20 protein-coding genes are annotated in these 22,525 nt (G+C 67.2%); 7 read left to right on the top strand and 13 right to left on the bottom strand.

Annotated features, from left to right (window positions below):
- Positions 1 to 35: 35 nt before the first annotated feature.
- The 7 genes from ACFPQ5_RS12785 to ACFPQ5_RS12815 form a co-directional block, all read right to left on the bottom strand.
- Entirely contained in the window at positions 36 to 737 is a 702-nt protein-coding gene (locus tag ACFPQ5_RS12785; protein ID WP_379755917.1) for an ABC transporter ATP-binding protein, read from the bottom strand.
- Positions 730 to 1,482 carry an ABC transporter ATP-binding protein gene (locus ACFPQ5_RS12790; RefSeq protein ID WP_379755920.1) on the bottom strand — a complete coding sequence of 251 codons (753 nt, stop codon included), beginning with the start codon at positions 1,480 to 1,482 and terminating at the stop codon, positions 730 to 732. The genes ACFPQ5_RS12785 and ACFPQ5_RS12790 overlap by 8 nt, the downstream gene beginning before the upstream one ends.
- Positions 1,479 to 2,456, bottom strand: coding sequence for a branched-chain amino acid ABC transporter permease (locus ACFPQ5_RS12795; protein ID WP_379760105.1), 978 nt, complete (start codon positions 2,454 to 2,456; stop codon positions 1,479 to 1,481). The genes ACFPQ5_RS12790 and ACFPQ5_RS12795 overlap by 4 nt, the downstream gene beginning before the upstream one ends.
- 71 nt (positions 2,457 to 2,527) lie before the next feature.
- Positions 2,528 to 3,394 carry a branched-chain amino acid ABC transporter permease gene (locus ACFPQ5_RS12800; protein ID WP_379755923.1) on the bottom strand — a complete coding sequence of 289 codons (867 nt, stop codon included), beginning with the start codon at positions 3,392 to 3,394 and terminating at the stop codon, positions 2,528 to 2,530.
- A gap of 72 nt (positions 3,395 to 3,466) precedes the next feature.
- The gene (gene pcaF / locus ACFPQ5_RS12805) at positions 3,467 to 4,669 is read right to left on the bottom strand and encodes a 3-oxoadipyl-CoA thiolase (protein WP_379755926.1); all 1,203 of its coding nucleotides are present in this window, start codon (positions 4,667 to 4,669) and stop codon (positions 3,467 to 3,469) included.
- Positions 4,670 to 4,679: 10 nt separating this feature from the next.
- Positions 4,680 to 5,318 carry a CoA transferase subunit B gene (locus tag ACFPQ5_RS12810; RefSeq protein WP_379755929.1) on the bottom strand — a complete coding sequence of 213 codons (639 nt, stop codon included), beginning with the start codon at positions 5,316 to 5,318 and terminating at the stop codon, positions 4,680 to 4,682.
- A complete protein-coding gene (locus ACFPQ5_RS12815; RefSeq protein ID WP_379755932.1) occupies positions 5,315 to 5,980 on the bottom strand; it encodes a 3-oxoacid CoA-transferase subunit A in 666 nt (221 codons plus the stop codon). The genes ACFPQ5_RS12810 and ACFPQ5_RS12815 overlap by 4 nt, the downstream gene beginning before the upstream one ends.
- Before the next feature lie 166 nt (positions 5,981 to 6,146).
- Here ACFPQ5_RS12815 and ACFPQ5_RS12820 point away from each other — a divergent pair, with 166 nt between their 5' ends.
- Entirely contained in the window at positions 6,147 to 6,992 is an 846-nt protein-coding gene (locus ACFPQ5_RS12820) for an IclR family transcriptional regulator domain-containing protein (RefSeq protein ID WP_379755935.1), read from the top strand.
- A 263-nt stretch (positions 6,993 to 7,255) separates the two neighbouring features.
- On the opposite strand, the gene ACFPQ5_RS12825 is transcribed toward ACFPQ5_RS12820, so the two are convergent.
- Entirely contained in the window at positions 7,256 to 8,350 is a 1,095-nt protein-coding gene (locus tag ACFPQ5_RS12825; protein WP_379755938.1) for a porin, read from the bottom strand.
- Positions 8,351 to 8,572: 222 nt separating this feature from the next.
- On the opposite strand from ACFPQ5_RS12825, the gene ACFPQ5_RS12830 reads away from it, so the two are divergent.
- Complete coding sequence (locus tag ACFPQ5_RS12830; RefSeq protein WP_379755941.1) at positions 8,573 to 9,745, top strand: ABC transporter substrate-binding protein; 1,173 nt, start codon at positions 8,573 to 8,575, stop codon at positions 9,743 to 9,745.
- A gap of 394 nt (positions 9,746 to 10,139) precedes the next feature.
- Positions 10,140 to 11,759: a peroxidase family protein gene (locus ACFPQ5_RS12835; RefSeq protein WP_379755944.1), complete on the top strand. Its 1,620-nt coding sequence runs from the start codon at positions 10,140 to 10,142 to the stop codon at positions 11,757 to 11,759.
- A gap of 7 nt (positions 11,760 to 11,766) precedes the next feature.
- Here ACFPQ5_RS12835 and ACFPQ5_RS12840 read toward each other — a convergent pair whose 3' ends face one another.
- On the bottom strand, positions 11,767 to 12,990 hold the full coding sequence (locus ACFPQ5_RS12840) for a sensor histidine kinase (protein WP_379755947.1): 1,224 nt from the start codon (positions 12,988 to 12,990) through the stop codon (positions 11,767 to 11,769).
- Positions 12,980 to 14,311: a sigma-54-dependent transcriptional regulator gene (locus ACFPQ5_RS12845; protein ID WP_379755950.1), complete on the bottom strand. Its 1,332-nt coding sequence runs from the start codon at positions 14,309 to 14,311 to the stop codon at positions 12,980 to 12,982. Before ACFPQ5_RS12845 ends, ACFPQ5_RS12840 begins: the two co-directional genes overlap by 11 nt.
- 216 nt (positions 14,312 to 14,527) lie before the next feature.
- Here ACFPQ5_RS12845 and ACFPQ5_RS12850 point away from each other — a divergent pair, with 216 nt between their 5' ends.
- The 3 genes from ACFPQ5_RS12850 to ACFPQ5_RS12860 are packed head-to-tail and all read left to right on the top strand — an operon-like array spanning position 14,528 to position 18,939.
- Positions 14,528 to 15,814, top strand: a complete 1,287-nt coding sequence (locus ACFPQ5_RS12850) for an efflux RND transporter periplasmic adaptor subunit (protein WP_379755953.1) — start codon at positions 14,528 to 14,530, stop codon at positions 15,812 to 15,814.
- A gap of 27 nt (positions 15,815 to 15,841) precedes the next feature.
- Entirely contained in the window at positions 15,842 to 16,522 is a 681-nt protein-coding gene (locus ACFPQ5_RS12855; RefSeq protein ID WP_136218777.1) for an ABC transporter ATP-binding protein, read from the top strand.
- Positions 16,519 to 18,939, top strand: a complete 2,421-nt coding sequence (locus ACFPQ5_RS12860) for an ABC transporter permease (protein WP_379755956.1) — start codon at positions 16,519 to 16,521, stop codon at positions 18,937 to 18,939. Before ACFPQ5_RS12855 ends, ACFPQ5_RS12860 begins: the two co-directional genes overlap by 4 nt.
- Here ACFPQ5_RS12860 and ACFPQ5_RS12865 read toward each other — a convergent pair.
- Both ACFPQ5_RS12865 and ACFPQ5_RS12870 read right to left on the bottom strand, forming a co-directional pair.
- Positions 18,936 to 19,142, bottom strand: a complete 207-nt coding sequence (locus ACFPQ5_RS12865) for a hypothetical protein (protein WP_379755959.1) — start codon at positions 19,140 to 19,142, stop codon at positions 18,936 to 18,938. The genes ACFPQ5_RS12860 and ACFPQ5_RS12865 overlap by 4 nt on opposite strands.
- 167 nt (positions 19,143 to 19,309) lie before the next feature.
- Positions 19,310 to 20,296, bottom strand: coding sequence for a Bug family tripartite tricarboxylate transporter substrate binding protein (locus ACFPQ5_RS12870; RefSeq protein ID WP_379755962.1), 987 nt, complete (start codon positions 20,294 to 20,296; stop codon positions 19,310 to 19,312).
- A gap of 127 nt (positions 20,297 to 20,423) precedes the next feature.
- Here ACFPQ5_RS12870 and ACFPQ5_RS12875 point away from each other — a divergent pair, with 127 nt between their 5' ends.
- A complete protein-coding gene (locus ACFPQ5_RS12875; RefSeq protein ID WP_379755965.1) occupies positions 20,424 to 21,383 on the top strand; it encodes a LysR substrate-binding domain-containing protein in 960 nt (319 codons plus the stop codon).
- A 7-nt stretch (positions 21,384 to 21,390) separates the two neighbouring features.
- Here ACFPQ5_RS12875 and ACFPQ5_RS12880 read toward each other — a convergent pair whose 3' ends face one another.
- The gene (locus ACFPQ5_RS12880; RefSeq protein ID WP_379755968.1) at positions 21,391 to 22,473 is read right to left on the bottom strand and encodes a porin; all 1,083 of its coding nucleotides are present in this window, start codon (positions 22,471 to 22,473) and stop codon (positions 21,391 to 21,393) included.
- Positions 22,474 to 22,525 lie beyond the last annotated feature (52 nt).

A 22,525-nucleotide genomic window follows, 5' to 3' on the forward strand; every position in this document is an offset into this window, starting at 1 on the left:
GTTACGTATCACCGCGTGGGCACGGAGTGCCCACCCTACGCAACTGCTACCAATCGATCGAGCTTCTCGCCATCGGCCAGCAGACTGGCGCTATCCGAGTCGTGGACGATGCGGCCACGATCGAGCACGATCGCCCGCGAGGTCAGCGACAGCGCCAGACGCGCATGCTGCTCCACAACGATGACGGACATGCCCTCCTCCGCCACCAGCTTGCGAATCACCCGCACCAGCTCCTGCACGATGATCGGCGCCAGTCCTTCCATCGGCTCATCCAGCAGCAGGATGCGCGGATTCGTCATCAGCGCACGGGCGATCGCCAGCATCTGCTGCTCGCCGCCCGACAGCTGGTTGCCCATGTTCGCGCGCCGTTCCTGCAGGCGCGGGAAGATCTCGTAGATCTTGGCCAGGTTCCAGGGACCGGGACGCGCGACGACGGTCAGGTGTTCCTCGACGGTGAGCGACGGGAACATGTGCCGCTCCTGCGGCACCCAGCCCAGGCCCGTACGCGAACGTTTATAGGTCGGCACGCGCGCGATGTCGGCGCCGCCCCAGCGGATCGTGCCCTTGTGCAGGCGCGTCAGGCCCATCAGCGTGACCAGCAGGCTGGTCTTGCCGACGCCGTTACGCCCCAGCAGCGCCAGGCTGTCGCCCTCGTTCATCGTGAACGACACGTCCTCCAGCACGATCGATTCGCCGTAGCCGGCGGTGACGCCGTTCAATGCCAGCAGTTCAGCCATGTTCAGCCTCCCCCAGATAGACTTCTTTTACGCGCGGGTCGGCGGCGATTTCCTCCGGCGTCCCTTCGGTCAGCACCTTGCCGCCCACCAGTACCGTGATGCGGTCGGCGAAGCGGAACACGAGGCCCATGTCGTGCTCGATGAAGAGCACGGTCACGTCGCGCGGCAGCGCGGCGATCACCTCGAACAGTTCCTTGCTCTCGGCCGAGGGAATGCCCGCCGCCGGCTCGTCCAGCAGCAGGATCTTCGGCTTGGTCGCCAGCGCCAGCGCGATCTCGACCAGGCGCTGCTTGCCGTAGGCCATGCTGCGGGTGATCGAATTCGCCTCTTTCGTCAGTTTCAGCGTGGCCAGCAGCTCCATCGCCTCGGCCACGACCTCGTCATGGTTCTCGACCGTCTTCCACCACACCTTCTGCAGGCCGCGGCGCTCGCAGATCGCCAGCACGACCGATTCCAGCACCGTCATGCCCGCGAACAGGGTGTTGATCTGGAAGGTGCGCGTCATGCCCATCTTCACGCGCTCGTGCTGCGGCAGCTTCGTGATGTCCTCGCTGCCCAGGTAGACCGCGCCGCTGGTCGGCGGGAAGCCGCCGGTCAGCAGGTTGATGAAGGTGGTCTTGCCGGCGCCGTTCGGGCCGATCAGCGCATGGCGCGCGCCCGGCTCGAAAGTCAGCGAGATGTCGGTGTTCGCCTTGAAGCCGCCCCACTGCTTGGACAGGCCTTCGGTACGCAGGGTATTTGTCATGCTGCCTCCTTGCGTTTGAAACGCGCAATGATTTTCTCTGCGCCGCCCATGATGCCGCCGCGTGCGAACAGCACGATCAGCACCAGGAACAGGCCGATGTAGAACTGCCAGTAGGCCGGGTCCAGGCCCGAGATCTTGTCCTGGGCGACCATGAACACGGCCGCGCCGATCAGGGCGCCGTACAGGCGGCCGGTGCCGCCCAGCACCAGCATGATCAGGAGTTCAGCCGAACGCGGGAAGCCGAGCACGTCCAGGCCGACGAACTGGGTGGTCTGGGCTAGCAGGGCACCCGCGATGCCGGCGATCGCCGCGGCGACGGTGAAGATGGCTTTCAGGCGGCGGTCGACGTGGGCGCCGATGGCCGGCATGCGGCGGCCGCCTTCGCGGATGCCGCGCAGCGACATGCCGAAGGGCGAATTCACCAGCCGGCGCAGCGCCACGAACAGGATGAACAGCACGCCGAAGCTGTACCAGAAGGCCGTCTTGCCGAACAGGTCGAACTCGAAGACGCCGAACAGGTTCCCCATCACCATGCCCGACAGGCCGTCGACACCGCCGGTGATGAAGGCCGCTTTATTGGCCGCTTCGAACAGCATCAGGCCGATGCCGAGGGTGACCATCAGGCGCGCCAGGTCCTGGCCGCGCACGACGAGGAAGCTAACGATGAAGCCGGCCACGCCGGCCACGATCGCCGCCGCCAGCAGGCCCGAGATCGGCTCGCCCCAGCCATGCACCGACAGCAGGCCGGCCGTATAGGCACCGAGCCCGAAGAAGGCCGCGTGGCCGAGCGAGACGATGCCGGCGTAACCCAGGATCAGGTCGAGCGACAGGGCGAACAGGCCGATGATCATGATCTGGCTGATCAGGACCAGGTAGTCCGGGAAGAAGAAGTAGGACGCCACCGGCAGCAGCCAGAAGACGATCTCGAGCGGCTTCCAGCGGTCGTTCGGCAGGCGCAGCGCGGATTTGTCCATGGCAGGCACAGGTTGGTTGTCGGTTGCGCCGGCGGCGCTCTTGGCTTTCAGAGCCGAGCTGGAAAAGGCACTCATGCTTTCCTCCGTACCAGGCCAAACGGGAACAGGATCAACAGGACGACCATCAGCGTGTAGATCACGAAGGCGCCCACTTCCGGCACATAGTATTTGCCGGCGACGTCGAACACGCCGAGGATCAGGGCCGCGATCAGCGGACCCTTGATGGAACCGGCGCCGCCCACGGCCACCACCAGCAGGAAGTAGACCATGTACTTGACGGGGAAGCTCGGGTCCAGGCCCAGCACGTCGATGCCGAGGCCGCCGCCGAGGCCGGCCAGGCCCGAGCCCAGCGCGAAGGTCAGCGAGAACACGCGGCTGACGTTGATGCCCAGACCGGCCGCCGCCGTCTGGTTGTCGACGGAAGCGCGGATCTGGGCGCCGAAGCGGGTGCGCTCGATCAGCAGGTACAGGCCCAGGGTGATCAGGATCACGACCGCGATCAGGAACAGGCGGTAGCTGCCGAGATCCAGGCCCAGCACGTGCACCTGGCCGCGCAGCCAGTCCGGCAGGTTGACCGGCTGCTGGGTCGGGCCGAACAGGAAGGTGGCGCCGGCCACCGACATGAAGGTCAGGCCGATCGAGAACAGCACCTGGTCGAGGTGGGTCGCCTGGTAAAGCTGGCGGTAGAGGGTACGTTCCAGCACCAGGCCGATCGCGGCGGCGGCGAAGAAGGCCAGCGGCAGCGTGGCCAGGAAAGGCAGGCCGAGCTTTTGCAGCAGGGTCACGCAGACATAGCCGCCGACCATCGCAAAGGCGCCGTGCGCCAGGTTAATGAAGTTCATCAGGCCCATCGTCACCGAGAGGCCGACGCTGATCAGGAAAAGCAGGCTGCCATAGGCGATGCCGTCGAAGAGCACGCCGATGAAATTACCGATCATGGCCGCCTCCCTGTCTCGTAGTGCTTGTTCATACTGTGTCTCCTGCTAATGTTCTTATGAAGCCGGACCGGCTCAGACGCGTTCGATCACCATCGCGATCCCCTGCCCCACGCCGATGCACATCGTGCACAGCGCGTAGCGCCCGCCGGTGCGGTGCAGCTGGTACATCGCGGTGGTCACCAGGCGCGCGCCACTCATGCCCAGCGGGTGCCCGAGGGCGATGCCGCCGCCGTAGGGGTTCACCCTTGGATCGTCGTCCGCAACGCCGAGTTCGCGCAATACGGCCAAAGCTTGCGATGCGAATGCCTCATTGAGCTCGATGATGTCCATCTGGTCGATGCTCATGCCGAGCTGGGCCAGCAGCTTCTTGGTAGCGGGCGCCGGGCCGATGCCCATCACGCGCGGCGGCACGCCGGCGGTGGCCATGCCGACGATGCGCGCGCGCTTGGTCAGCCCATACTTTTCCGCGGCTTCGCTACTTGCGATCAGCACGGCGCAGGCGCCATCGTTCACGCCCGAGGCGTTGCCGGCCGTGACCGAACCTTCCGGATGCACGACGCCCTTCAGCCTGGCGAGCGCCTCGATGCTGGTTTCGCGCGGATGCTCGTCCTTTTCGAAGGAGATGTGGTCGCCTTTCTTCTGCGGGATCAGCACCGGGACGATCTCGTCCGCGAACCGGCCTTCGGCCTGGGCGCGTGCCGTCTTCTGCTGGCTGGCCAGGGCAAATTTGTCCTGGTCTTCGCGCGAGACCTTGTAGTCGACGGCGACGTTCTCCGCCGTCTCCGGCATCGAATCGGTGCCGTACTGGTGCTTCATCGCCTTGTTCGGGAAGCGCCAGCCGATGGTGGTGTCGTAGATCGTGGCCTGGCGCGAGAAGGCGCTGTCGGCCTTGCCCATCACGAACGGCGCGCGCGTCATCGATTCGACGCCGCCGGCGATCATCAGCTGGGTTTCGCCGGCCTTGATGGCGCGCGCGGCGATGCCGACCGCGTCCATGCCCGAGCCGCACAGGCGGTTGACGGTGGTGCCCGGCACGTCGGCCGGCAAGCCCGCCAGCAGCGAGGACATGTGGGCGACGTTGCGGTTGTCTTCGCCGGCCTGGTTGGCGCAGCCGAAGATCACGTCGTCGACCTGCGTCCAGTCGACGCCCGGGTTGCGGCGCATGAGTTCGCGCAGGGGCATGGCGCCGAGGTCGTCGGCGCGGACATCCTTCAGGGTGCCGCCGTAGCGGCCGATGGGCGTGCGGATGGCATCGCAGATGAATGCGTCGGTCATGTTCGTCCTTTCAGGTCGCCAGAAGAGGCGCGGAGGTGACGGCTTGCAGCTCGTCGAAGGTCAATCCCGGCGCCATCTCGAGCACGCGCAGGCCGTCGGGCGTGACGTCGAGCACGGCCAGGTCGGTATAGATGCGATTCACGCAGGCCACGCCCGTCAGCGGGTAGCTGCATTCGCGCACGATCTTGCTCTCGCCGGTCTTGGTCTGGTGGTCCATCATCACGAAGACCTGCTTGGCGCCGATGGCGAGGTCCATCGCGCCGCCCACGGCCGGAATCGCATCCGGCGCGCCGGTATGCCAGTTGGCCAGGTCGCCCTTTTCCGATACCTGGAAGGCGCCCAGCACGCAGATGTCGAGGTGGCCGCCGCGCATCATGGCGAAGGAATCGGCGTGGTGGAAGTACGCCCCGCCCGTGAGGATCGTCACCGGCTGCTTGCCGGCGTTGATCAGGTCCTCGTCCTCTTCGCCCTCGGCCGGGGCCGGCCCCATGCCGAGCAGGCCGTTTTCGCTATGGAGAAAAACTTCGCGGTCGGCCGGCAGGAAGTTGGCGACTTTCGTCGGCAGGCCGATGCCGAGGTTGACGTAGGCGCCCTCAAAAATATCCTGGGCGACGCGGGCGGCAATCTGGTCGCGAGAGAACTTGTTCATGCTGCCTCCTTCACCACGCGCTGCACGAAAATGCCCGGCGTGACGATGTTTTCCGGATCGAGTTCGCCCAGTTCGACGATCTCGTTCACCTGCGCGATCGCGACCTTCGCCGCCATCGCCATGATCGGACCGAAGTTGCGCGCGGTCTTGCGGTACACGAGGTTGCCCCAGCGGTCGCCTTTATAGGCCTTGATGAGGGCAAAGTCGGCGTGGATCGGCGACTCGAGCACGTAGTGGCGGCCGTCGATCAGGCGCGTTTCCTTGCCTTCGGCCAGCAGGGTGCCGTAGCCGGTCGGCGTGAAGAAGCCGCCGATGCCGGCGCCGGCCGCGCGGATGCGCTCGGCCAGGTTGCCCTGCGGGGTCAGCTCGAGTTCGATTTCGCCGGCGCGGTAGAGCGCGTCGAAATGGTGGGAGTCGGTCTGGCGCGGGAAGGAGCAGATGATCTTGCGCACGCGCTTGGCGGCCAGCAGTGCAGCCAGGCCGGTGTCGCCGTTGCCGGCGTTGTTGTTGACGATGGTGAGCTCGCGCGCGCCTTGCGCGATGAGCGCATCGATCAGCTGGGCCGGCATGCCGGCATTGCCGAAGCCGCCGATCATGACGGTCGCGCCATCGTGCACGTCCGCTACGGCTTGCTCCAGCGATTGAAAGGTTTTGTCGATCATGTCTCCACCTAGGTGTGCACGATTGATCGTGCTTGAAATATGGGAGGTGTTGTTCGATAATCGAACTAATGTTTGATTACCGACCAACCAAGTGTATTAGCATGCTGGCCGAAAGGTCAAGAAAAAAGACCAATTGGATCGCCCTCCCCTGCATTAAAATCGCGCCATGACAAAATCGACAACGCATACCGACGGGCCGGAGAGCCTTGATTCCGCAGAAGAACGTGAACCGACGATCGCCGAGCAGATCGACGCCCTGACCGACCCCAGCTTCATGACCTCGCTTGCGCGCGGGCTGGCCGTGGTGCAGGCCTTCAGCGATTCCCGCAAGCCGCAGACCATCGCGCAGATCAGCCAGAAGACGGGCATCCCGCGCGCCGCCGTGCGCCGCTGCCTGTACACGCTGCAGCAGCTCGGCTATGTCGATGCCGAGCTGAACAATTTTTCGCTGCGCCCGAAGGTGCTGACCCTCGGCTACTCTTACCTGTCGTCGACGCCGCTGACGGTGTCGAGCCAGCCCTACCTGAACGCCATCAGCCGCGAGCTGGGCGAATCCTGCTCGCTGGCCGTGCTCGACGATGGCGAAGTGCTGTACGTGGCACGCTCGGCCGCCTCGCGCGTGATGTCGGTGGCCCTGAACACGGGCAGCCGCCTGCCGGCCTACTGCACCTCGCTCGGCCGCGTGATGCTGGCGCACCTGGCGCCGCACGAGCTGGATGCGTATTTCGAGAAAGCCCGGCTGAAAGCGATGACCGACAAGACGGTGACCAGCCAGAAACGCCTACGCGAGATCCTGGTGCAGGTGCGGCAGGACGGCTATGCGATCAACGACGAGGAACTGGAACTGGGGCTGCGTTCGATCGCCGTGCCGGTGCGCGGGGCGTCGGGGCAGGTGCTGGCGGCGCTGAACGTCGGGGCGCAGGCCGGGCGTGTGAGTGCCGAGCGCATGCGTGCGGAGTTCTTGCCGGTATTGCAGAGAGGCGCGCAGGAGCTGGCGGTGCTGCTGCCGTAAGGGTCATTGATGCCAATGGCATCAATGACGGGTTCACCGGGCGCCCACGCGGTGATACGTAACGACTCCGCGTTCGTGCTCGACGATCTTGCTGCCGCGTATCACCGCGTGGGCACGGAGTGCCCACCCTACAAATTCACATCAGTAAACGTAGGGTGGAGTCCTGACTCCACGCGGTGATACGCGGCGGCAAGATCATCGTGCACGATATCGGAGCCAATACGTATCACCGCGTGGAGTCGGGGACTCCACCCTACGTTCAATCAGAAGTGGTGACGCAAGCCGACCATGACGCCATTCTGGGCCATGCCGGCACCGACGCTGCCGCCCGCATCCAGCGCCACCGCCGAGGCGCCCTTGTTGTCCATGCGGCCGACCGCGCCATACACGAAGGTCCGCTTCGACATCGCATAGGTCAGGCGCGCCACCAGCATGTTGACGTCGTTCGGCGAATCCTTGGTATCGCGGCGTGCTACCTGCACGTCGCCCACGAACGAGCCGAACGGATGGCTCACGCCCAGGTAGTACAGGTTCGATTCCGAATCGCCCACCGTCGCGTTGGCATCGGTGTCGCGCGCGATCACGCCGCCGCCGAGCTTGGTCGGGCCGAACATCACGTACGCGTTCACCGTCTTGCGCACGTCGGTGTTGTCGCTGCTGGTCAGGCCGCCGGCCGCGCCGACATTGCCGCGCAGCTGGTCGTAGGAGGCGTTCAGGCCCCAGGCCTTGGTCTCGTAACCGATCAGGCCGGTGACCTGGCGGCAAGCCTTCGAGTCGCCGCCGACTTCGCCGGCGCAGTTGGTGGCAGCCGGTCCGCCGGCGTTCGAGGCGTCGCGGCCGAAGCTCCAGGTCGCGCCCAGCACGAAGCCGTTGAAGTTGCCCATGTAGCCGATCGCATTGTCGCTGCGCGCGTTCGGCAGGTAAGGATCGATCGAGCCGATCGCGAACAGGTGCGGACCGAGCACGTCGGTCTTGAGGCCCGAGATGTAGGTCATGTTCTGCTGGCGGCCGAGGGTGATCGTGCCCCAGGCGCCCTTGATGCCGACGTTGGCCTGGCGGCCGAACAGGCGCCCGCCCTGCTGCTGGGTGCCGGTATCGAGTGCCAGGCCGTTTTCCAGCACGAAGAAAGCCTGCAGGCCGTTGCCCAGGTCCTCGGTGCCGCGGAAGCCGATGCGTGAGGGGAAGGAGCTGGTCAGCGACGGGACCTTGGTGATCGAATCGCCCGCACTATTGACGTTGGTCAGGTGGGCGATGCCGCTGTCGACGATACCGTAGATCTGGACCGCGGTCTGAGCGTTCGCTGCCGACGCGGCCAGGCCGCACATCAGCGCCACAGCGCTGCAGATGGTGTTCTTCATGTTGTCTCCGTGTTTTATGGATAGAGCTTTAAAGCAGGCTTTTCAAGCATTGTGTTCGATTACCGAACAAGAGGTTGTTAATCGAACACAAAGTCGATACTATGGTTGTCACGGAAGCTTGTCAACAATATGCTTGCGAGGGCGTTGATGCAGTTGTGATAAGGACACGGCCGCGCCGCGCTGCCCCGAGGCTTCCGACAAGACCAACCACAGGAGACAGAGATGAAGTTCACGACGATTGCCGCGGCCCTGGCCGCCACCGCTTCCATCGCCTTCGCGCCCGCCGCGCTGGCCCAGGACACCATCAAGGTCGGCGTGATCGCCGCCTTCTCCGGTCCCTTTGCCGACTATGGCAAGCAGATGGAAGGCGGCATCAAGGCCTGGATGGCGCAGCACGGCGACACGGTGGCCGGCAAGAAGATCCAGATCATCTACAAGGACACCACCGGCCCGGCGCCGGAAGTGGCCAAGCGCCTGGCGCAGGAACTGGTGGTGCGCGACAAGGTCGACTTCCTGGCCGGCTTCGGCCTGACGCCGGAAGCCCTGGCCGTGGCGCCGATCGCCCAGCAGGCGAAAAAGCCGATGATCATCATGAACGCGGCTACCTCGGTGATCACGACCAAGTCCGACTACATCGCGCGCTTCTCGATGACGCTGCCGCAGATCTCGGCGCCGATGGCCGACTGGGCCGTCAAGAACAAGGTCATGAACGTGGCCACCGTCGTGGCCGACTACGGTCCCGGCATCGACGCCGAGAAGGCCTTCAGCGACCGCCTGGTGAAGAGCGGCGGCAAGATCGTGGAAGCCATCCGCGTACCGCTGCGCAATCCCGAATTCGCCCCCTTCATCCAGCGCATCAAGGACGCCAAGCCGGACGCCGTGTTCGTCTTCGTGCCTGCCGGCGAGCAATCGATCGCCTTCATGAAAGGCTACCGCGAGCGCGGCCTGGCCGCTGCCGGCATCAAGGTCATTGCCACCGGAGACTTGACCGACGACCACGTGCTGCCGGCCATGGGTGACGCGACCCAGGGCGTGATCACCACCTTCCACTACTCGGCCGCCCACAAGTCCCCTGAGAACGAGGCCTTCCTGAAGAGCTTTGCCTCCGCCAACCCGCAGGGCGGTCGTCCGAACTTCATGGCCGTGGCTGCCTATGATGGCATGAACGCGATCTACCAGGTCAGCAACAAGCTGAAAGGCAAGATCGACGGCGACGCGGCGATGGGCGTGCTGAAAGGCATGAAGATCCAGAGCCCGCGCGGCCCGATCAGCATCGACCCGGCGACCCGCGACGTGGTCCAAACGGTGTATGTGCGCAAGGTCGAGATGGTCAACGGCCAGCCGTACAACGTGGAGTTCGACCAGTTCACGAATCAAAAGGATCCGGGCAAGTAATTGCCGGAACTGGATGTAAAGATACGTAAATACGGCTGTAGGGGTGGGCGTGGCCAATGGCCGCGCCCACGGTTTCATCGGGCGCCCCGTGCCCACCGAAATAATGTCGTGGGCGCGCCCGGTGGGCACGGGGCGCCCACCCTACGGGTATCGTTCCGTCGAAGCAAACGCGGCCGCGAACCGGCCGCGCCTGACCTTGCTTGACATTCATCTTTCCCGATCGATACTGAGGCCTTCAACGTTTGTCAGCGTCAGTGTCCGTTTTGCTATTCCCTCGGTTCTTCACCTCGCTGCAGCCCGTCGTGGCGGCACGCATCTGAACAGTATCCCCAGCTTGGAATTGCCAGCCGTATCCCCGCGCACGTTGAAATTTTGAATCTTTCAGGAGTCGTAGATGAGAAAGCACCTTATATCGGCGCTTGCGCCGCTGGGCCTCTGTTTGGTCGTCAATTCCACGGAAGCAGATACCGTCACCGCGCGCCAACCGGCCCGCGCTCCCCACCCCGACAATGTGTTCACCCGCATGTACCCCGACCTGCCATCGTTCGCGCCGCAAACCGCCGCCGCGCGGACGGCGATGCAGCGCATGGGCGCCCGTAACGACCTGATCGACGCCGGCGACAACCTCACCAACCCGATCCAGTCGATCCTGAACCCGGCCGTGTTCAGCCCGCACAACCCGGACAATCCGAACATGACGGCCGGCATGACCTTCCTCGGCCAGTTCCTCGACCACGACATCACCTTCGACCGCAAGTCGATCCTGAACGCGAACGCCAACCCGATGGCGACCGTGAACTTCCGCACGGCCGCCTTCGACCTCGACTCGGTCTACGGCAACGGCCCGGCCGGCTCGCCCGAACTCTACGACAGCAGCTCGGGACGCATCAAGTTCCGCCTCGAACGCATTCCCGGTTCCGAAGCCGTCTCGCGCCATGGCGCGGTGCGCTTCGACGTGCCGCGCGACCGCCAGAACAACGCCATCGTGGCCGAAAGCCGCAACGACGAGAACGTGGTCATCGCCCAGATGCAGGTCGCCCTGCTCTCCTTCCACAACGCCATCACCGACTACCTGGCAGCGCAGCCGGCCTACCGCGGCGCCAGCGCCCAGCAGCTGTTCGCGGATGCGCGCCGGCTGGTGACCTGGCATTACCAGTGGATCATCCTGCACGAGTTCCTGCCGCTGACGATCGGCCAGGAGCGGCTGGACGACATCCTGCGCAACGGCCTGAAGTACTACCATCCGGAGGCCGCGCTGAACCGCTTCCGCGCCGGCGACGGTCGCGAGACGCCGCGCATTCCCATCGAATTCAACGCCGCCGCCTACCGCTTCGGACACTCCCAGGTCCGTCCCAGCTACCGCGCCAATTTCGGCCCGACCGGCGGATCGCCCTTCTTCGCCTTCATCTTCGACGACACGGAAAATCCTTCCGCGGCCGACCCGAACGACCTGCGCGGCGGCAAGCGCGCGGCACGGCGCTTCGTCGACTGGCAGACCTTCTTCGATTTCGGCGACGGCAACGTGCGCCCGAACAAGCGCATCGACATTCGCCTGTCTTCGCCGCTGATGCAGCTGCCGGGCGCGCGCGGCCCTTCTCCCGGCCTGCCGAACGACGGCGTGCAGTCGCTGCCGGCGCGCACCCTCACGCGCCACATCAACTTCGGCATCCCGTCCGGCCAGGCAATCGCCCGCGCCATGCGCATGCCCGTGCTCGCGCCCAGCCAGCTGAGCGAGCTGACGCCCTACGCGCTCGATCCGAAGAACACCCTGGCCAGCTCGACGCCGCTGTTCTTCTACATCCTGAAAGAAGCCGAGGTGATGGAGCACGGCCTGCGCCTGGGACCGGTGGGCGGGCGCATCGTCGGCGAAGTCTTCGTCGGCCTGCTGCGCGAAGACCCGGGGGCCTACCTGCGCGCGGCGCCGCAATGGCGTCCGACGCTGCCGACCAGCCACCCGGGCGACTTCCGGATGGCCGACCTGCTGCGGTTCGCGGGCGTAGTGCCGCCGCTGTAGTTCACTTTTAAAAACTCAGCACGAAACGGGCGCCGCCCGTCACAGGCCGCACGTGACGGACGGTGCCGCCATTGCCGTGCACCAGCTGGCGCACCAGCGCCAGTCCGATGCCTCTTCCACCCTTCTTCGTTGTGAAGAAGGGCGTGAAGACATGCGGCAGCAGCTCCTCCGGCACGCCGGGACCGTTGTCGCTGACCTCGATGCGCAGCCGTGCGCCGCGCACCAGGCGCGCATGCACGGTCGCACAAGGCGCCGCCACGCCGGCGGTGGCCTCGAACGCGTTTTTCAGCAGGTTGATCAGGGCCTGTTCCAGCTGGCCCGGATCGGCCACCAGCACCGGCGCCCCCGGTTCGACCAGCACGCGCAGCGCGCCGCCGCGCGCCTGCCAGGCCGGTTCCAACAGCAGGGACAGGCGCGCGAACAGCGCCTCGAGATCGATCTGCTCGGGCCGCGGCTCCGGCATGCCGGACAGGCTGCGGTAGCTGCCGACGAAATCGGCCAGGCTGGTGGCGCGGCGCGCGATGGCGTCCAGCGCGGTCGTCAGGTCCATCGCCAGGTCGGCCGCGGCTTCGCCCTCCAGCTGGGGCTGCAGCTCGAGCAGCATGCCTTGCGCCGTGCTGGAAAGCGAGGCCACCGGGGTCAGCGAATTCATGATCTCGTGGGTCAGCACCTGCACCAGCTGGCGCCAGGCATTCAGGGTTTCCGATTCGAGTTCGCTTTCGAGCGGCAGCAGCGCCGCGATGCGCTGCGCCTTGCCGTGCACGGTGAGCGCGGACAGCGCGACCATGGCGCGCTCGGTGCCGCGTTCGGTATCGAAGGCGAGCAGCGCGCGGCCTTGCGCCGGCTGCGCAGCCAGCTGGGCGAACAGCTTCGGGCGATCGAGCACCCGGCCCGGCGCCAGCAGCTGGCGCGCGTTGGCGTTCAGGGCCGCGACCTCGCCCTGACCGTCGATCACGAACAGGGCCACCGGCGCATGTTCGAGGCGCGCTTCCAGCGCCAGCGCATCGGCAGCGGAACGCAGCGGAACCGGATCGCCCGCCGTTGGACGGGGCAGCTCGGGCGCCAGCCGCAGCAGTGCGTAGCAGACGAACCAGGCCGGCGCGCATGCCGCCAGGCCGCACAGCACCAGCAGGCGCGGCGATCCGATGCAGGCCTGCGCGGCGGCGGCCAGCGCCATCAGGACGAGGACGGCCGCGCCGGCGCCCGACTGCAGCATGCGCCTAGAGGCCATGCTTCTCGAGCTTGCGGTAGAGCGCAGCGCGGCTCAGTCCCAGGCGGCGCGCCGCTTCGCTGATATTGCCCTTGGCTTGGGCCAGCGCGGCGGCGATCGCGCCGCGCTCGACTTCGCCCAGGGTCTGGTCTTCCAGCGCCGGCGCGGCCGCTGCCGGCGCAGCGCCTGGCGCGACGAGACCGAAGTCCCCGATCGCGTAGCCCTCGCCCGCGGCGAGGATCACCGCGCGCTCGCAGGCGTGGCGCAGCGCGCGCACGTTGCCGGGCCAGGTCCACTCCAGCAGCGCCGCCTGCGCGGCGGGTAGCAGCTGGCGCGCCGGCCGCGCATACTGCGCTTCGTAGTGGGCCAGGTAGTGGCGCAGCAGGCCGGGGATGTCGCCGCGCCGCTCTCGCAGCGGCGGCACCCGGATCACGATCGTATTCAGGCGAAACAGCAGGTCGGGGCGGAACACTGCCGGGTCGAACAGGCTCGCTTCATCGAGGTTGGTGGCGCTGACGATGCGCACGTCGACCGCCTGCGGCCGGTCGGCGCCCAGCGGCGTCACTTCGCGCCGTTCCAGCGCCGCCAGCAGCTTGGCCTGGGCCGGCAAAGGCGTATTCCCGACTTCGTCGAGGAACAGGGTGCCGCCGCGCGCGGCCTGGAAGCGGCCGTCGCGGTCGGCCTTGGCGTCGGTGAAGGAACCCTTGCGGTGGCCGAACAGCTCGCTCTCGAAGGTCGCTTCCGGCAGCGCGCCCATGTCCACCGCGAGGAAAGGCGCCGCTGCGCGCTTCGAGGCGAGGTGGATGGCGCGCGCCACCAGTTCCTTGCCGACGCCGTTCTCGCCCAGCACCAGCACATTGGCCTCGGTCGGGCCGACGCCGGCCACCATCGCGCGCACCGCGGCCATGGCGGTCGATTCTCCCATCAGGATCGAGCCGGCGGGCGGCGCCTCCCTGCGGCGCGCCAGGGCGCCATCGACCGCCGCCAGCAGGCGCGCATTGTCCCAGGGCTTGGTGATGAAGTCGCCGGCGCCGCGCTTGAGCGCTTCCACCGCCAGCGGCACGTCGGCATAGGCCGTCAGGGCGATCACGGCCGGCGGCTGCGCCTGTACGCGCAGCAGATCGAGCACGGCCAGGCCCTCAGTCCCGTCGGTGCGGCCCGGCGTGAAGTTCAGGTCGAGCAGGACGACGTCGAAGCTGCCCGCGGCCAGCGCCGCCGGCAGGCGCGCCGGGTCGTGCAGCACGGTGATCTCGCCATGGCGCCGGCGCAGCAGCATCCGCGCGGCGAAGGCGACGTCGGCGTCGTCGTCGAGGATCAGGATGCGGGCGGTGGTCGGGTCCATGGGGCGGCTGTGCTGCGTTGAAGTCGGGGGCATTCTAGCAGCGAAGATGAGCTGGCGAAACGGCATTTGCCCCCTTGCCGCACACCTGTGCGGAAACGGACACCTGCCCTGTTCGGGAGTGGACAAGGCGTCCGCCAAAGCGCGCAATCCGGGCCTGAAAACGGCATGGCACGGCGCTTGCAATGAGAGCGTTCATCATCACTCATCGAGCATCGCATGTCCCTGAAACCGATTCCTACTCCTGCCACCGGCGCCGCCATGGACACCATCGTTCCGCGCAAACGCGGCAGGAAGATGCTGCTGGCCGGCGCCGCTGCCGCCCTGCTCCTCGCCATGGGCGCCACCCTTTGGCAGCAGATCCCGCGCGGCCTGCGCGTGCAGCGCGCCGACATCCAGCTCGCCCCCGTCGAACAAGGCGTCTTAAGCGACGAGCTGCTGGTGCGCGCGAACGCCGAGCCGCTCGATTCGGTGATCCTCGATTCGGTCGAGTCGGGGCGCATCGAGGAAGTCTTCGTGCGCGACGGCGACGTGGTGCACAAGGGCCAGCTGCTGTTCCGGATCGCGAACCCGCAGCGCAACCTGGAACTGCTGGCGCGCCAGGCCGAGCAGGCGCAGCAGCTCTACAACCTGGCCAACCTGCGCCTGGCCCAGGAGAGCGACCGCAGCACGCGCCAGCGCCGCCTCGACGAACTGGCCTTCAGCCTCGAACAGGCGCAGAAGCGCCACGCGCGCAACGAGCGCCTCGCCGCGCAAGGCTTCATCTCTCCGGTGGCGCTGGAAGAGTCGCGCGACGCCTATGACAAGGAAGCGCGCGCCATCGCGCTGGAGAAGCGCAGCGCCGCCGCCGACAGCCAGGTGCGCGCACCCGCCCTCTCGCAACTGGAAAAAGCGATCGGCGGCCTCGATAGCGGCCTGCAGCTGGTCCAGGCGACGGTCGACGCGCTGGTGGTGCGCGCGCCGAGCGCCGGGCGCCTGACCGACTTTCGCATGCAGGTCGGCGAATCGATCGTCACCGGCAAGAACGTCGGCCGCATCGACGATCCGAGCCGCTTCAAGCTGGCCGCGCGCATCGACGAGTTCTACCTGAACCGCGTGGGCAGCGGCCGTTCCGGTTCGGTCGAACACGACGGCCGGCGCTATCCGGTGCAGGTCGCGAACGTCTACCCGCAGATCAAGGACGGCCGCTTCCTGGCCGAGCTGCGCTTCAGCGGCGAGCAGCCGGCCTCGCTGCGCCCCGGCCAGAGCCTGGACACCCAGCTCACGCTCGGCCAGCCCGCGCGCGCCCTGGTGCTGCCGGGCGGCGCCTGGGTCGGCGACAGCGGCGGCGCCTGGGTCTACGTGCTCGGAGCCGATGGCCGCACGGCGCAGCGTCGGGAAGTGCGCACCGGACGGCGCAGCAACGCCCAGGTCGAGGTGCTGTCCGGCCTGCGGCCAGGCGAACAGGTCATCGTGTCCGGCTATACGGCCTTCGGACAGTCGACGCTACTGAACATTTCGCAGTAATCTCTCACTCCAGTAAAAAGGATAAGCATGCTCAAGCTTTCAGGCATCAGCAAGACCCACGTGGCGGGGGAAGTCCACACCACGGCCCTCGACCGCATCGACCTCGAGATCGAGGCCGGAGAATATGTCGCCATCACCGGCCCTTCGGGCTGCGGCAAGTCGACCCTGCTCGGCCTCCTCGGCCTGCTGGACGTGCCCAGCACCGGAGAATACTGGTTCGAAGGTGAGAACGTGGCGGGATGGAGCGAGGCGCGCCTGAACCGGCTGCGGCGCGGACGCATCGGCTTCATCTTCCAGAGTTTCAACCTGATCGATGAGTTGAACGTGTTCGAGAACGTCGAACTGGCGCTCGAATACAGCGGCATGAAGCCGGCTGAGCGGCGCGAACGCGTCAACGCCATGCTGGACAAGCTGGGGGTGGCGCACCGCGCGCGTCATAAACCCTCGCAGCTGTCGGGCGGCCAGCAGCAGCGCGTCGCGATCGCGCGCGCCCTGGTGGCCGGCCCCGCCCTGCTGCTGGCCGACGAACCGACCGGTAACCTCGACACGGCCCACGGCGACGAAGTGATGCGCATGCTGCGCACGATTAACCTCGAGGGCACGACAGTGGTGATGGTCACCCACTCCCCGGCCCACGCGGCCCAGGCATCGCGCACGCTGAACCTGCTCGATGGCCGTATCGTTGTCGACGCGTTGAGGGCAGCATGAAGATCAACTTCGGATTCGCCCGGGACTTTCGCATCGGCTGGCGCCAGCTGGTGCAGGAACCGGGATATTCGGCGGTCACGGTGCTGGGCCTGGCGATCGCGTGTGCCGCCTGCTTCCTGCTGCTCGGCTTCGTCACCTACTGCCTGAACTATAACAGCCATGTGCCCGACGGCGAGCGGGTGTATGTCGTCAAGCAGCGCATCAACTTCTTCCCGCGTCCGGACTGGAACACGCGCGCCATGCTGTCGCTGCGCGACACGGCGCTGGCCAGCGGGGTTGTCGAGCAGGCCAGCAAGGCGCAGCAGATCCAGCATCCGCTGCGCGCGGGCAGCGAACTGCACGCAGTCAGGATGTATGCGGTCGACCCGGACTTCGGCGCCATCTTCGGCATCCAGCCCCTGAGCGGCGACCTGCGGGCGGCCCTGACCCGTCCCGACGGCCTGGCGCTCACGCGCGAGACGGCCCTGCGCCTGTTCGGCCACACCGGGGTGCTTGGCAAGACGGTGGGCGCGGGCGACGAGCTGCTGCAGGTGCTGGCCGTGATTCCCGACCTGCCGGCCAACACCACCGTGCGCTGGGAAGCCCTGGGCGGGCCGCTCAGCCGCGCGCTGAAACTCGAGGACCGCACCCTGCATCCCGCGGGCCAGATGCGCGGCCAGCTTTTTCTCAAGCTGCGGCACGGAGCCGATCCGGCCCGGCTCGACGCCTTGCTCCAGGAAGCCGTCGAAGCCTCGCCCATGAACGAGCCGATGCGCACGGGCGCCATGGGCCGCTCGCTCACCGGACCAGGCATCGAGGTGCGCCTGGCCGCCCTGCCCGACGCCTATTTCGATCCGGACCTGGCCAGCGGCCGCGACAAGCGCAACTACGGCCAGCGCGATTCCACGCTGGCGCTGGCCGGCGTCGCCCTGCTGATCCTGGCGCTGGCCATGACCAACTGGATCAACCTCGCCACCGTGCGCACGCTGCGGCGCCATCGCGAAATCGGCATGCGCAAGGTGCTGGGCGCGAGCGCCGCGCGCGTGGCCGCCCAGTTCCTGGCCGAGTCGGGTCTGGTGGCCCTGCTCGCCACCGTGGCCGGCATCGTGCTCGCCTGGCTGCTGCTGCCGGTTTTCGCCGACCTGGTCGACCGCAAGCTGGAAGGCTTCTTCACGCCCGCGCGCCTGGCGCTGGCCATGCTTCTGGGCCTGCTGGCAGGCCTCGCGGCCGGCGCCTGGCCGGCCTGGACGGCGCTGCGGGTGCGCGCGGCCACCGTACTGGCGGGACGCGACAGCAACAGCGAGACGGTCGGCAACCTGTGGCTGCGGCGCACGCTCACCGTGCTGCAGTTCGCCACCGCGATGGCGCTGGCCGGCGTCACGGTGGCTGTCGGCTGGCAGACCTGGTACGCCACCCATGCCGATCCGGGCTTCGATCCGCGCGGGTTGACGCTGCTCGACATGCCGCTGGCGAAGAACGAACAGGTCGCGGGCTTTGCGCGCGCCGTCGCCCGCGTGCCCGGCGTCGAGGGTGCGGCCATTTCGGCCGAAGCGATCGGGCGCGACGGCAACAAGATCACCGGTAATTTCGACCTGCGCAGCGGCGGCGAGATGCGCATGGAGGTCAAGCGTGCTTCGCCCGAGTTCTTCGACCTGTACCGCATCCGCCCCGTCGCCGGCCGCCTGTTCAGCGCGCAGCGCGACCAGCCGACGGCACGCGTCGTCGTGCTGAACATGGCCGCGGTGCGCGCGCTGGGCTACCGCACGGCCGAAGAGGCGGTCGGCAAGATGCCCTTCGCGCCGGGTCCGAACGGCTCGGACATGCTGGTCGTCGGCGTCGCGCCCGACGTGCGCCACCAGTCGCTGCGCGAGCGCCCCGGGCCGATCCTCTACATGGTGACCGATGCCGACGGCGTCGTCACGCTGCGCTCGCAGCTCGACCAGCAGGCGCTGGCCCAGGCCATCGGCCCGACCTGGCGCCAGTACTTCCCGAACGGGAAGCTGTACATGAAAAGCGCGGCCAGCGTGTTCGGCGACAGCTACCGCCAGGACCTGCGCATGGTCAAAATCCTGGGCGCGGCCAGCCTGGTGGCGCTCGCCCTGGCCGCCTTCGGCATCTACGTGCTGTCGGCCTACACGGTGCAGCGCAGCCGGCGCGAGATCGTGATCCGCAAGCTGTACGGCGCCAGCAACGGCGCCATCGCGCGCCGCCTGGGACGCGAGTTCGGACTGACGGTGGCGGTGGCCGGCCTGATCGGCCTGCCGGCGGCGGCGCTGGCGATCCGTTACTACCTGGACGGTTTTGCAGAACACGCGCCGCTGGGCGCCTGGCCGCTGGCGGCGGCGGTGGCGCTGGCCCTGCTCGCGGCGATCGGCGCCACGGCGAAGCATACGGCGGCGGCTATCCGCATGAGTCCCGTGCAGGCGCTGCGCAGCTAATCCTTGGGCAGCGCAGCGTACCAGTCGGCGTAGGGCGTGCTGGCGGCGAGCTTGCGGTTGTAATCGGGCGCGCCGTCGGTCCACCAGACCGGGCCGCGCTCGCCGAGGCCGCGCTTGGCCGCGTCGACAGCGGCGCGGGCGCCGCGCTCGGCGTCAAGATCGCCGGACCGCTTGGCGACGCCGACGTGGCGGCGTGCGCTCATGAGTTGATTGACCAGCCGCTGCCTTTCGTCCGGCGCCAGTGCGGGATTACTGGTGCGCCAAAGCCGTCCCCTGACGACGAAGTAACGGCCGTCAGGCGTGGTCGGGTATGTTGGAGAGTCGGGCATGCCCCGACTGTACCCGACGACGCCGGCCAACGGCGTACGGCTTACTGCATCGTCACCTTCGCATCCTTCACCAGCTTCGCGTAACGCTCGGTGTCGGTCTTGATCTGGCTGGCCATCTGCGCGGCGCTGTTGCCGACCGGGACGGCCCCGATCTCTTCCATCCGCTTCCTGAATTCGGCCGAATTCACGATGTTCACGACTTCGGTATTCAGGCGCGTCACGACCTCCTTCGGCGTCGCCACCGGCGCCAGCACGCCGAACCAGGTGCCCTGATCGAAGCCCTTCAGCCCGGACTCGTCGAGGGTCGGCACGTCGGGCAGCGCGGCCGAGCGCTGGATGGTCGTCACCGCGAGCGCGCGCAGCTTGCCGGCGCGGATGTGCGACAGCACCGGCGTCACGGTATCGAAGGACATGTCGATCTGCCCGCCCAGCAGGTCGATGGTGAGCGGGCCGCTGCCCTTGTAAGGCACGTGCATGATGTCGGTCCCGCTGGCGATGTTGAACTGGGCGCCGATCAGGTGCTGGCCGGTGCCGTTGCCGTTCGAGCCGAAGGTGAGTTTGCCCGGCGTTTTCTTCGCCAGCGCCACCAGCTCCTTGACGTTTTTCGCAGGGACGTTCGGGTTCACCACCAGCACGTTCGGCACCATGGCGACCGTCGACACCGGCGCCAGGTCGCGCTGGAAGTCGTAGGGCAGCTTCTTGTAGACGCTGGTGGCGATCGTGTGGTGCACGGCGCCGACCAGCAGCGTGTAGCCGTCCGGCTTGGCCTTGGCGACGTAGTCGGCGCCGATGGTGGCGCCGGCGCCCGGCTTGTTCTCGACGATGACGGGCTGGCCCAAAGACCTGGACAGCTCCTGGCCCAGCGTGCGTGCGATCGCGTCGGTGGTGCCGCCGGTCGCGAAGGGCACGACGATGGTGATGTTCTTGGCGGGCCAGGCCTGGGCCATCGCATTGGCGCCGCTACCGAGTAAGACTGCCAGCGCAAGGGCTTTCGCCATGCGCCGTACCTGCCGTGGATGCTGTTGCATGCTCGTCTCCTGAATTGTTATGGGTCTTCGCTGTCGTGATCCGGTTGCCGGGTCATGAGCGAATATACGGCTTGCGAGCACTTAAATATGGCGCTAAAGTTGAACCATTATTAATCTTGGATTAACAATGTCCACACCCGTCAACGCCCAGTCCGAGATGGCCTTCTTCAGCCTGCTGGTACGCGCCGGCAGCCTGTCGGCCGCGGCGCGCGAACTCAACGTCACCACGGCCGGGGTCAGCAAGCGCCTGTCGCAGATGGAGGCGCGCCTCGGCACCCGTTTGCTGCACCGGACCACGCGCCGCATCGGATTGACGGCCGAAGGCGAGATCTACCTCGAGCATTCGCGCCGCATCCTGGCCGACATCGAGGACATGGAGCAGATGATCACCAGCGCCGCCACGGCCCCCAAGGGCCTGCTGCGGGTGAACGCCACGCTCGGTTTCGGCCGCAGCCATATCGCGCCGCTGATCTCGGCCTTCCACAAGCGCCATCCGGACGTGCACGTCCAGTTGCAGCTGACGGTGAATCCGCCGACCCTGATCGAGGATGCCTGCGACGTCTGGATCCGCTTCGGCGAACCGCCCGATACGCGCGTGATCGCGCGCCGCCTGGCCTCGAACCGGCGCCTGATCTGCGCCGCCCCGGCCTACCTCGAACGTCACGGCACGCCGCGCGTGCCGAACGACCTGACGCACCACAGCTGCATCGGCATCCGCCAGGGCGCGGAAGGCTACGGCATCTGGCACCTGACTTCGGGCCAGCGCACGGAAACGGTCAAGGTGCGGGGCGAGCTCAGTACCAATGACGGCGAGATCGCCGTCAACTGGGCGCTCGAAGGACACGGGCTGATCATGCGGGCGGAATGGGACGTGGCGAAGTACCTGCAGAGCGGCAGGCTGCGCCAGGTGCTGGCGAACTGGGAGACGCCGGGCGCGGACATCTATGCGGTGTATCCGCACCAGCTGCAGACGGCGGCGCGGGTGCGCTCCTTCGTCGATTTCGTGGCCGGCGCCTTTTCCTCGGCCACGCCGGTGGGACAGGAAGTGGCCAGGTGGCCGTCGAACGAGGCGTCGACGGCCGCGTGAAGCCACGTCAGAAGGTGTGACGCACGCCCAGGTTGAAGGCGCTGTCGCCGCTGCCGGTTTCGGAGTTGTTGTTGACCGTGTAGCCGGCGCCGTTCCGGTTGTCGACCTTGCCGTAGGCCGTGTACAGGCTGGAGCGCTTCGACAGCGGATACACGTAGCCGATGCCCCAGGAGCGGGCGTCCTGGTTGAAGGCGGTCTTGTCGTCCTTGCGCATCAGCGTGGCCAGCACGGTGCCGGTGCCGACCGGCGCCGACAGGCCGAGCAGGATCTCGTTGCCATCAAGCGAGGCGGTCGGCGCCACGCCGCCGAACGGATTGCCGGTATTGGCCAGCGGCGCGCTATTGAAACCCTTGTCGACGTTGAAGGCGGCATAGGCCTTGAGGACCTTGAAGTCGTAGTTCGCCGCCAGCATGGTGTTGCGCCCGCTGCCGCGGTTGACCGGGGTGACGCCCGGCGCCGCCGCGACGTCGTTGTTCTTGTTGTTGTAGGCCAGGCTCACGGTCAGCGGACCGTTCGCGTAGTTGATCGCCGCGCCGACCTGGCGTCCGGCCGTGGAATCGCCAGCCTGTTCGCCCAGGCTGTAGGCCAGCTGGCCGCTGAAGCCCGCGGTCGTCGGTGCGCTGTAGACGATCGTATTGCTGGTGCGGACGTTGGCGCCCGAATCCGGGAACAGGTTCTTCGAGCCGCCCGCATAGCCGGTCGCGAACGGGTCGGCGACCTGGGCGAGCGTGTTGTGCCATGGCGTGTACTGGCGGCCGAGGGTGACCGTGCCGGCACGGGTCTTCAGGCCGACGAAGGCCTGGCGGTTGAACAGGGTATTGGCCGCGTCGAGCGTGCCGGTGTCGAGGCGCACGCCGGTTTCCAGCGTGAACAGGGCCGACATGCCGTTGCCCAGGTCTTCAGTACCGCGAAAGCCGATGCGCGAGGCCGAGGCGGCGCCGCCGACGATCTTGTTGGCGTTCCCGGCGACGCCGCCGCGCTCGGCGACGAAGGCTGCATCGGCGATGCCGTAGATTGCGACCGCGGTTTGTGCCGAAGCGCCGGCGGCGCACAGTGCCAGGACCGCGCCGGCGATGATGTTCTTCTTCATGTGACTCCCTTGTTATGCGGGCCGATGCCCGTTTGTTGGAAATGCAGGAACT

It is taken from the genome of Massilia suwonensis (assembly GCF_042655665.1).
Classification (GTDB): Bacteria; Pseudomonadota; Gammaproteobacteria; order Burkholderiales; family Burkholderiaceae_D; genus Telluria; species Telluria suwonensis.

Coding starts and splice junctions, on each gene's coding strand:
- ACFPQ5_RS12860 (WP_379755956.1), top strand. CDS start 16,519: ATGAAGATCAACTTCGGATTCGCCCGGGACTTTCGCATCGGCTGGCGC.
- ACFPQ5_RS12845 (WP_379755950.1), bottom strand. CDS start 14,311: ATGGACCCGACCACCGCCCGCATCCTGATCCTCGACGACGACGCCGAC.
- ACFPQ5_RS12795 (WP_379760105.1), bottom strand. CDS start 2,456: ATGGACAAATCCGCGCTGCGCCTGCCGAACGACCGCTGGAAGCCGCTC.
- pcaF (WP_379755926.1), bottom strand. CDS start 4,669: ATGACCGACGCATTCATCTGCGATGCCATCCGCACGCCCATCGGCCGC.
- ACFPQ5_RS12875 (WP_379755965.1), top strand. CDS start 20,424: ATGTCCACACCCGTCAACGCCCAGTCCGAGATGGCCTTCTTCAGCCTG.
- ACFPQ5_RS12810 (WP_379755929.1), bottom strand. CDS start 5,318: ATGAACAAGTTCTCTCGCGACCAGATTGCCGCCCGCGTCGCCCAGGAT.
- ACFPQ5_RS12865 (WP_379755959.1), bottom strand. CDS start 19,142: ATGAGCGCACGCCGCCACGTCGGCGTCGCCAAGCGGTCCGGCGATCTT.
- ACFPQ5_RS12815 (WP_379755932.1), bottom strand. CDS start 5,980: ATGATCGACAAAACCTTTCAATCGCTGGAGCAAGCCGTAGCGGACGTG.
- ACFPQ5_RS12835 (WP_379755944.1), top strand. CDS start 10,140: ATGAGAAAGCACCTTATATCGGCGCTTGCGCCGCTGGGCCTCTGTTTG.
- ACFPQ5_RS12880 (WP_379755968.1), bottom strand. CDS start 22,473: ATGAAGAAGAACATCATCGCCGGCGCGGTCCTGGCACTGTGCGCCGCC.
- ACFPQ5_RS12870 (WP_379755962.1), bottom strand. CDS start 20,296: ATGCAACAGCATCCACGGCAGGTACGGCGCATGGCGAAAGCCCTTGCG.
- ACFPQ5_RS12830 (WP_379755941.1), top strand. CDS start 8,573: ATGAAGTTCACGACGATTGCCGCGGCCCTGGCCGCCACCGCTTCCATC.
- ACFPQ5_RS12825 (WP_379755938.1), bottom strand. CDS start 8,350: ATGAAGAACACCATCTGCAGCGCTGTGGCGCTGATGTGCGGCCTGGCC.
- ACFPQ5_RS12820 (WP_379755935.1), top strand. CDS start 6,147: ATGACAAAATCGACAACGCATACCGACGGGCCGGAGAGCCTTGATTCC.
- ACFPQ5_RS12840 (WP_379755947.1), bottom strand. CDS start 12,990: ATGGCCTCTAGGCGCATGCTGCAGTCGGGCGCCGGCGCGGCCGTCCTC.
- ACFPQ5_RS12850 (WP_379755953.1), top strand. CDS start 14,528: ATGTCCCTGAAACCGATTCCTACTCCTGCCACCGGCGCCGCCATGGAC.
- ACFPQ5_RS12800 (WP_379755923.1), bottom strand. CDS start 3,394: ATGATCGGTAATTTCATCGGCGTGCTCTTCGACGGCATCGCCTATGGC.
- ACFPQ5_RS12790 (WP_379755920.1), bottom strand. CDS start 1,482: ATGACAAATACCCTGCGTACCGAAGGCCTGTCCAAGCAGTGGGGCGGC.
- ACFPQ5_RS12855 (WP_136218777.1), top strand. CDS start 15,842: ATGCTCAAGCTTTCAGGCATCAGCAAGACCCACGTGGCGGGGGAAGTC.
- ACFPQ5_RS12785 (WP_379755917.1), bottom strand. CDS start 737: ATGGCTGAACTGCTGGCATTGAACGGCGTCACCGCCGGCTACGGCGAA.